Below are 7765 nucleotides of genomic sequence, written 5' to 3' on the forward strand. Positions count from 1 at the left end.
GCCGCCGCCGTCCCCCTCGTCCTCGACATCGGGTACATCGAGGCCGGCTCCTGGCGGGACACCGCCTGCACCGCCGACAGGCGGAACGGCTGCAGGCAGCCCGGCTGCAGGAGGAACGGCTGCAGGAGGCCCGTCGACCACCCCGGACGTCGGCGTGCGTGACGGCTGCGAGCGAGTCGACGACTGTTCCGACTCCGTGGTGGGTTCGTGGGTGGGTCGTGGGCGTCTCGACGACGAGGTGCTCGACGCTGCTGCTGTGGTCGAGGTCGCCGACGTGGTGGTGGACGACGTGGTGGATTCGGTGGTCGTCGAATCATCCACCGTGGTGGTGACATCGGTACTGGTGGGGGCGGGGTGATGGCACGCGTGCAGATTTCCGATACAGATCGGATACGCCGACGAGACGCCGGCCCCGGTGCCGATCATGACGCCACCGACCGTCGCGGCTCCCGCCGCCACTGTCAGCGCCGCGACACGCCACCTGGCCCCAATGCTCATTCGCTGTCCCCGATTGTCGTTCGTTTCGAGCCGGCAGCCAGGATCGGCACGCCACTGCATCGAGTATCGGCCTCGCCGGGCAGAAGTCGAATGCTCACGACGTGCTGTAGAGCAGCAACCGCGCCCGGACCCGGGCGTCGACGTCCACTGCACCGTGCCCGGAACGCATTAAGGCTTGATACAAACGCGCCCGGTACTGACTTTCGCTCAAACCGAAGCAGACGAAGATCTCCGAAGCATCCGCACCGCCGTACGGCTCCCAGCGAGCCGCGAACGTGATCAATGCTTCGTCGCGGTTGTCAGCCATCGAAGCGACCCGCATGCGTCTCCAACAGATCAGCGGGCGACGTACGGAAACGACTACCACCGAGCAGCGCGTGAGCTGTCCCGATCGTGCCGATTGCGGTCACTCCCGCCACGATCCCCAGCATCGGCTGGGCGAATATCCAACCCAACGCCGTGAATCCTGCGAGCAACGCTGCCACCACACCGACGACGGACACCGCCCGGAAGCTCGCGCTGTCGATAACAGCAAGATTCTCGGCTCTGCTCCATGCACTCGTCACCATGCCCCCGTCCTTCACATTCGACTAGCGAGCAGCGTACCCAAACTGCCCGAAGTCAGCAATTTTCTAGTTATCCATCCGGGGAGAGCGGCACCGCAGCAGCGGTCTGCCGACTGGACGGGCAGCACACGGAAACGCCCGCTTTTCGTACGCGAGCCGACGTTACGTTGCCTCACTCGACTCGCCCGCTGCCGTTCACCGAGACAATCGGTATCAACGCAGTTCAGATCGCACTTTTCGAAGCGGAGGCATACCTCCGCAGCGGACCACCCGCGACGCCGGCCGTACTCACCGGACTCCCGCGCCATCGGATCCGTCACGGCCGCCGACACCGATCGAGTGGAGTTGCGAGAATCACAATTGGTAACGGGAAAATAGCTGCGGCGATGGAGCAGACGTGAAAGCCGTATCGACACCCCACGCCTCGGTGCCCGTCGTCGCTCAGCGAAGAGAGGCGCGAAAAGTGCTGGCGGCAGTCCTGCTACTGCTGATCGTATCGGCTCTCACCGGAATAGGAACGACGCTCGACTCGTTCTCGGTACCCGACGTCGAGCAGTCGTGGACGACGGTGAGCGGACTGTTCGCGTCCATCGTCTTCTCGATCGTGGGTACGGTCGCGACCAGACCTGTGCACATCGGACGCGTGCAGCTCGACTCGACCGTCGTGTGGGCTGCGTTTGCAGGCCTGTTCGGCATCGCCTTCCAGGTGCACACGGCTCTCCGCATGAGCGCAGTTGCCTCGATACTCGTTCTCGCCGTGTACATCCGAACTATGCACCGAGCCTCGATCGCACGGGTTCAGTGTTCGGTACTGGCACTGGCCGTGGCCGGTTCGCTTGCCCTCGGTGAAGCCGCGAGTTCGCCGAGCGAGGTCATCGTCGCCCTCTTCTGCGTGGTCGCGTTCACCGAAGTACTGGGGTCGGCCGGAGCAAGTCTTCGCTCGGCGGCGTTGCGCGACCCACTGACGGGGGTGTTCAACCGCACGGGTGCCGAGCACGGGTTCGCCCGTCTCACAGCGCAACTGCGCCGAAGTACAGACCGCGTCGCGATCATTGCTTTCGACATCGACAACTTCAAGGATCTCAACGACAACTACGGGCATGCAGCCGGTGACCGGGCCCTTGCAGAGCTCGCTCTCTCGTGGTCCTCACGCGCGCCGTCGCGATCGATCCTCGGACGTGTGGGCGGCGACGAGTTCGTCCTCATCACCCCGATCTCGAACCACGCCGAGGCCAGGCAGTTGGCCGAAACCATGGTTGCCAGCCAATCGGTCTCTGCCTCTTACGGTTTGGCTGTCTCGACGCCCAAAGACAAACCGTTCGAGACTTTGCTGGCCGACGCCGATGCCGATCTGTATCGGTACAAGCGCCGACCGAACGGAGAGGTCGGGTCGCCGCGGAACTCGGCCGGACCCCACCGCCTCCCGTGCAGCGGGCCCAGTGTTCACTTCGGCCCGCAGTTGTGAATGCCCAGTGGCAGCGTGCGCTCGGCGCACACCGGGGAACACACGAGATCTCGGACGTCACCGCCCGCTTACGCGCACACGGCGTGACCGCGGATACCGTCCTTGCCGTGCTGTCCGACCCGAACCGTTTCCTGAACGCATTCGAGCACGATGGACCCGGGTGGACGCACCGGTACGGCGGGCCCGTCGGTGCCGCACTCATCGCGTCGGAACTTGCTCACTACCTCAGGAGCAGGCAGCGCGCAGCAGAGCGCCTCCGGCTCGACCTCATTGCCGAGATGGCTTCCAGCGTCGCTACGCGCCCCGACCACCGATGGGCACGGCCGGGACTTCACCTCGTCGATCCGGGGACGGACCCCGACGAAATACCCCTATCGGGGTCCACCTAGGGCGCTGCTCCTCGATCCGCGCTCGGGCCACCGGTCAGGTGAACCCGCGCAGCAGAGTGTCCACGGTCGCGTCGAGCAGATCCTCGGTCGGGACGCCGTCGAGCAGGTCGCCGGTGGCCAGCATCGCGAGTCCGTGCACGCTCGCGAAGGCAACGCGCGCGAGGATCTCGGGTGGAGCTCGGTGATCACACCGGCAGCGATGGCTTCGCTGAGCAATGCCTCGGTGGCGGTCATACTTTCGTGCGCAACGCTTTTCAGCTTCTCGCTGGCGTCGGGATGATGCTTGGTGCTGTACATGACGTCCAGCAACTCCGGGTGTTCGACGGCGAATCCGAGGTAGGCGCGAGCGACTGCACGGAACCGAGCCATCAGCTCACCGGGTCCCGTTGCCGCTGCGACCATCCGGCGGTTCAGTTCCTCGAAACCGTGCAGAGCCAGCGCATCCAACAGCGCTTGCTTGTCGCGGAAGTGACGCGCCGGGGCACCGTGACTGACGCCGACATCTCTGGCCAGCTGCCGAAGGGACAACGCATCGACTCCGCCGTGCGCGATGCTCCGTTCGGCCTCGTCGAGCAACACTTTACGCAGGTCACCGTGGTGGTAGCGCTCCGTTGCCATGAGCTCACCCTAGGCGATGTTGACGTTGACAACAATGCTGACACTGCCTACATTGGCTGCCATGACTTCCACAGCGCTCATCACCGGAGCAAGTTCGGGCCTCGGCGAGGAATTCGCCACCCGCTTCGCCGCACGCGGCGAGAACGTCGTCCTCGTGGCACGACGCACCGATCGGCTGAACACCCTGGCGCGGCGCATCGAAACCGAGCACGGCGTCACGGCCACCGTCGTGGCAATGGATCTTGGCGTCCCCGGCGTCGGCGAAGCTCTACGAACCACGTTGACAGACAGGGGAATCACTCCCACCACCCTCGTCAACAATGCAGGCTTCGGAACGCACGGAAGGTTCACCGACGAGGATCCCGAGCGCGTCGCCGCCGAGATCGCGCTGAACGTGAGCGCGCTGGTCGACCTGACGCACGCATTTCTGCCGAACCTCACCGGCGCGCTGATCAACATCGCAAGCACCGCTGCGTACCAACCACCCCCAACATGGCCGTCTACGGTGCAACGAAGGCCTTCGTCCTCAACTTCACCGAAGCGTTGGCCTTCGAGCACCGCGCGTCGTCGCTGAAGATTCTCGCGCTCTCCCCCGGCCCCACGCGCACCGAGTTCTTCGACGTCGTGGGGTCGAAAGACGCCGCGGTTGGCAACTTCCAGACCTCCGAGCAGGTGGTCTCGACGGCTATGCGCGCGTTGGATTCTCGCCGCACCCCCGCCAGCATCGTCTCCGGTTTGTCCAACAAGATCAGCGCCGGCGGTGTGCGTTTGGCCCCACGATCGTTGGCCGCGAAGATCAGTGGTCGCCTGCTGAAAGCCTGAGACCGGTCAACCGCGGGTACGACGCGAATCGATCACTCCCGTGTCGAATCCGGCCAGATGCAGTCCTCCGTGGAATCGGGCGTGTTCGATCTTCAGGCACCGATCCATGACGACGTTCAACCCCGCGGCCTCCCCGTCGCGTGCCACCTGCTCGTGCCACAATCCGAGCTGTAGCCAGATCGTCTTCGCCTGCGCTGCAATCGCTTCGGAGAGAACGTCGGGCAAGTCGTCGTTCTTGCGGAACACGTCGACCAGATCCGGTGGCTTCGGTAGATCGGCGAGCGTCGGGTACACGGGTGTGCCCTCGATGTCGGTGACCGTCGGATTGACGAGGAATATCTCGTAGTTGCTCGTCGAGGACAGATACCGATTGACGAAACAGCTTGCTCGCGAGGGGTTCTTCGACGCTCCGACGATCGCGACGGTCTTCGTCTCACGCAGGATGCGTTGCCGCTGCGGCGCGGTCGGGCCCTGCCAGGTGCGTTCGCTCATGACCGCGCCTTTCCTGTTGCCAGTGTCAGGGCCTGATCCAGGTCCCACACAATGTCCTCGACGTCTTCGAGTCCCACGCTGATGCGAATCAGCTCGGGACCGACACCTGCGCCGCGCAGTTGCTCGTCGCTCAGTTGTCGGTGGGTGGTGCTGCCCGGGTGGATCACCAGCGTCCGCACGTCACCGATATTGGCGACGTGGCTGGCGACCTGGACGCTCTCGACGAACGTCTGCCCGGCCTCGCGGCCGCCGTCGATTCCGAAGGCAAACACCGCCCCGGGACCGGCGGGAAGATACTTCCGAGACCGGTCGTGATGCGGGTGACCCTGCAGCCCAGCCCATCTCACATAGTCGATACGAGAATCACCGTCGAGCCATTCGGCGACCGCGCGGGCATTGGCGACGTGCGCATCCATGCGTTGCGGCAACGTTTCCACCCCCTGGATCAACGTGAATGCCGATTGCGGAGCCAATGCGCCGCCGATGTCGCGCAACTGTTCGCTGCGCAGCTTCGTCAGAAAGCCGTACTCGCCGAAATTCCCCCACCACGACAGCCCGCCGTACGAGGCCACCGGTTCCGTCATCTGCGGGAATTTACCCGAGCCCCAATCGAATCGCCCGGATTCGACCACCACTCCCCCGAGCGTCGATCCGTGACCACCGAGGAACTTGGTGGCCGAGTGGATCACGATGTCGGCACCGAATTCGATGGGCCGACTCAGCCAGGGCGTCGCCATCGTCGCGTCGATCACCAACGGAATTCCGTGTTCGTGCGCGACGGCGGCCAGACCCTCGAGGTCGGCGATCTCCCCCGACGGATTGCCGATGATCTCGGCGTAGATCAGCTTGGTCGAATCCGTCACCGCTGCTGCGTAATCGGAGGGATCGGTGCCAGGGACGAACGTGGTCTCGACGCCGAAGCGGCGCAGCGTCACGTCGAGCTGGGTCACCGTGCCGCCGTAGAGCCCGGCCGCGGCAACGATGTGGTCTCCGGTGCCCGCGAGCGCAGCGAACACTGCGAACTCGGCCGCCAACCCACTGGCGAACGCAACCGCCCCGATGCCGCCTTCGAGGCTCGCGATGCGCTCCTCGAAGGCGGCGACGGTGGGGTTGCCGATGTGGCTGTAGACGTTGCCGTACTTCTGCAGAGCGAACAGATCGCCTGCGTCCGCGGAATTCTCGAACACGTAGCTCGCAGTCTGATAGATAGGCACCGCACGCGAACCGGTGGCAGGATCGGGTCTCGCTCCGGCGTGAATTGCTCTGGTACGCAGGCCGAATGTCCGTTCGCTCATGACGTCAGGCCGTCTCGAGAACGGTGTGGATCGGGGTGGGATTGCGCGTCAGATCCAGCACGGGGCAGTGATCGTCAACGGCCTTCTGCAGCTCCTCGTACCGCTCCCGTGACTCGGGACCGGTGACGGTCACGACGACGCGCACCTCACCGAACCCGGGACGAACGTTGTCGTCGAAACCGAAGAATCCACGAACGTCGAGGTCACCCTCGGCCTTGGCCTTGATGTCGTCGACGACGATACCGAGCTTCTCGGCCCAGACGCGGTAGGTAACTACCTGGCAGGACAGCAGCGACGCCAGGTAGTACTCGACCGGGTTGGCGGCCTTGTTCTCACCGCCGAGGGCAGGCGGCTCGTCGACCTCGACGCTGAACTTGCCCAGGGTGACGGTGCTGGCGACGGCATCGTGCGCGGTGGCAGAGGCCCGGAAAACCGCCTGGGCGTTCTTCGCGTCGGCCTGCACGGCATCGTCGGTGGCAGCGATGACGCCGCCGATGTGGGACACAGATGTGGTCATGAAAAATCCTGTTCGATTCGAGGGTTGCCGGAACTACCCGAGGAGCGCGAAATGCTCGTCGGGGATGGGTTCGATCGACAGTTACGAACAGGAAGAGGTGCAGACGAGACCGAAGTCGATGGTGCGACGACGCACGAGCCTTCTGGCTGCGTCGGTCACGTGTGTCTCGGTCACGATGCCGACAATAGCTTACGCAAACTGATCCGCGCCGACATCGGTCTCGTCGTCGGTGATCGCCGCGACGATACGTGCCGCCACCGCCTCCGGCGTCAGGCCCTGCGGTAGTTTCGGAGCCTGCCCGGCGATCGGCCGCGTCGCAAGACCCGTCTCGGTGTGCGGCGGGCGCACGTCCACGATTCTGATCTTCGACTTACGTGCCTCTGTACGAACACTTTTCAGCAGTGCACTCACCGCGGCCTTGCTCGCCGAGTAGGCACCCATGTTCGGCATCGGCTTGTCGGCCACGACGGCGCTGATGTTGAGCACGAACCCGCCCTGGTCCAGGGTGGTCAGCGCTTCTCGAAGCACCCGCAGCGGCGCGAGATAGTTGAGCAGCAACAGCTCGTCGACGGTGTCGTCGTCCACTTCGGTCACCGGCCCGAACGCCACGACACCCGCGGCGATGACGATCCCGTCCAGTCCGCCGTGGTGTTCGACGGCCTCCGCAATCACCGATCGAGCCGAATCCGGCAGCGTCAGATCGGCATTCACCGAGTGATGATCCGACTCGATGCTCCGGCCGCTCACGGTCAACCGCGCACCGGCTTTCGCGAGCTGCTCGACGACCGGACCGCCGAGACCGCCACTGGCACCGAATACGAGAATGCGTGCGCCGTCGAGTGTGGTCATCCCTCGACGTTAACCGCCGCCTCGCGCCCTCGCTGACGTCTAGCCCAACAGCTTCTTCTGGACCTTCCCCATTGCGTTGCGCGGAAGGGAGTCGACGACGCGAATCTCACGGGGCCGTTTGTGAATCGACAGCTCGGTGGCCACCAGATCGATCAGCACTCGATCCTCCACATCGGTGCCGACGACGAACGCCACGATGCGCTGGCCCAGATCGTCGTCGGGCACACCGACCACGGCCACCTCGTCGACGCTCG

The 7765-nt window shown here is 64.7% G+C and carries 10 protein-coding genes and 2 pseudogenes; 3 read left to right on the plus strand and 9 right to left on the minus strand.

The window, feature by feature from the left end:
* The 3 genes from RHBS_RS29805 to RHBS_RS20835 form a co-directional block, all read right to left on the minus strand.
* Window positions 1-498, minus strand: a 498-nt coding sequence (locus tag RHBS_RS29805) for a hypothetical protein (protein WP_236745398.1), incomplete at its 3' end; no start/stop codon positions are given.
* A 94-nt stretch (window positions 499-592) separates the two neighbouring features.
* On the minus strand, window positions 593-805 hold the full coding sequence (locus RHBS_RS20830) for a hypothetical protein (RefSeq protein ID WP_128646367.1): 213 nt from the start codon (window positions 803-805) through the stop codon (window positions 593-595).
* Window positions 798-1067 carry a hypothetical protein gene (locus RHBS_RS20835; protein ID WP_121873277.1) on the minus strand — a complete coding sequence of 90 codons (270 nt, stop codon included), beginning with the start codon at window positions 1065-1067 and terminating at the stop codon, window positions 798-800. Before RHBS_RS20835 ends, RHBS_RS20830 begins: the two co-directional genes overlap by 8 nt.
* 394 nt (window positions 1068-1461) lie before the next feature.
* Here RHBS_RS20835 and RHBS_RS20840 point away from each other — a divergent pair, with 394 nt between their 5' ends.
* Together RHBS_RS20840 and RHBS_RS20845 are read left to right on the plus strand one after the other, a co-directional pair.
* Complete coding sequence (locus RHBS_RS20840; protein WP_128646368.1) at window positions 1462-2529, plus strand: GGDEF domain-containing protein; 1068 nt, start codon at window positions 1462-1464, stop codon at window positions 2527-2529.
* Window positions 2526-2918 (plus strand): hypothetical protein, encoded by a 393-nt coding sequence (locus tag RHBS_RS20845; protein WP_121873279.1) that lies wholly within the window; start codon window positions 2526-2528, stop codon window positions 2916-2918. The genes RHBS_RS20840 and RHBS_RS20845 overlap by 4 nt, the downstream gene beginning before the upstream one ends.
* Here the strand turns inward: RHBS_RS20845 and RHBS_RS20850 are convergent.
* Window positions 2901-3536 (minus strand): TetR/AcrR family transcriptional regulator, encoded by a 636-nt coding sequence (locus tag RHBS_RS20850; protein WP_237669513.1) that lies wholly within the window; start codon window positions 3534-3536, stop codon window positions 2901-2903. The genes RHBS_RS20845 and RHBS_RS20850 overlap by 18 nt on opposite strands.
* Window positions 3537-3552: 16 nt before the next feature.
* Between RHBS_RS20850 and RHBS_RS20855 the strand changes: the two are divergent.
* Window positions 3553-4358: pseudogene (locus RHBS_RS20855) on the plus strand (SDR family NAD(P)-dependent oxidoreductase).
* A gap of 6 nt (window positions 4359-4364) precedes the next feature.
* On the opposite strand, the gene RHBS_RS20860 reads toward RHBS_RS20855, so the two are convergent.
* From RHBS_RS20860 to RHBS_RS20880, 5 genes and pseudogenes are all read right to left on the minus strand, one after another.
* Window positions 4365-4850 carry a CoA-binding protein gene (locus RHBS_RS20860; protein WP_121873282.1) on the minus strand — a complete coding sequence of 162 codons (486 nt, stop codon included), beginning with the start codon at window positions 4848-4850 and terminating at the stop codon, window positions 4365-4367.
* Window positions 4847-6145, minus strand: a complete 1299-nt coding sequence (locus tag RHBS_RS20865; RefSeq protein ID WP_128646369.1) for an O-acetylhomoserine aminocarboxypropyltransferase/cysteine synthase family protein — start codon at window positions 6143-6145, stop codon at window positions 4847-4849. The genes RHBS_RS20860 and RHBS_RS20865 overlap by 4 nt, the downstream gene beginning before the upstream one ends.
* A gap of 4 nt (window positions 6146-6149) precedes the next feature.
* Window positions 6150-6662, minus strand: coding sequence for an OsmC family protein (locus RHBS_RS20870; protein ID WP_037191491.1), 513 nt, complete (start codon window positions 6660-6662; stop codon window positions 6150-6152).
* Window positions 6663-6851: 189 nt separating this feature from the next.
* Complete coding sequence (locus RHBS_RS20875; protein ID WP_121873284.1) at window positions 6852-7511, minus strand: SDR family oxidoreductase; 660 nt, start codon at window positions 7509-7511, stop codon at window positions 6852-6854.
* 39 nt (window positions 7512-7550) lie between these two features.
* A pseudogene (locus RHBS_RS20880) lies at window positions 7551-7765 on the minus strand (acyl-CoA synthetase); the annotation flags it as partial.

Origin of the sequence: Rhodococcus sp. BS-15 (genome assembly GCF_000813105.1) — a bacterium.
In the GTDB taxonomy this organism is placed as follows: Bacteria; Actinomycetota; Actinomycetes; order Mycobacteriales; family Mycobacteriaceae; genus Rhodococcoides.

Coding starts and splice junctions, on each gene's coding strand:
- RHBS_RS20830 (WP_128646367.1), bottom strand. CDS start 805: ATGGCTGACAACCGCGACGAAGCATTGATCACGTTCGCGGCTCGCTGG.
- RHBS_RS20860 (WP_121873282.1), bottom strand. CDS start 4,850: ATGAGCGAACGCACCTGGCAGGGCCCGACCGCGCCGCAGCGGCAACGC.
- RHBS_RS20850 (WP_237669513.1), bottom strand. CDS start 3,536: ATGGCAACGGAGCGCTACCACCACGGTGACCTGCGTAAAGTGTTGCTC.
- RHBS_RS20865 (WP_128646369.1), bottom strand. CDS start 6,145: ATGAGCGAACGGACATTCGGCCTGCGTACCAGAGCAATTCACGCCGGA.
- RHBS_RS20870 (WP_037191491.1), bottom strand. CDS start 6,662: ATGACCACATCTGTGTCCCACATCGGCGGCGTCATCGCTGCCACCGAC.
- RHBS_RS20835 (WP_121873277.1), bottom strand. CDS start 1,067: ATGGTGACGAGTGCATGGAGCAGAGCCGAGAATCTTGCTGTTATCGAC.
- RHBS_RS20875 (WP_121873284.1), bottom strand. CDS start 7,511: ATGACCACACTCGACGGCGCACGCATTCTCGTATTCGGTGCCAGTGGC.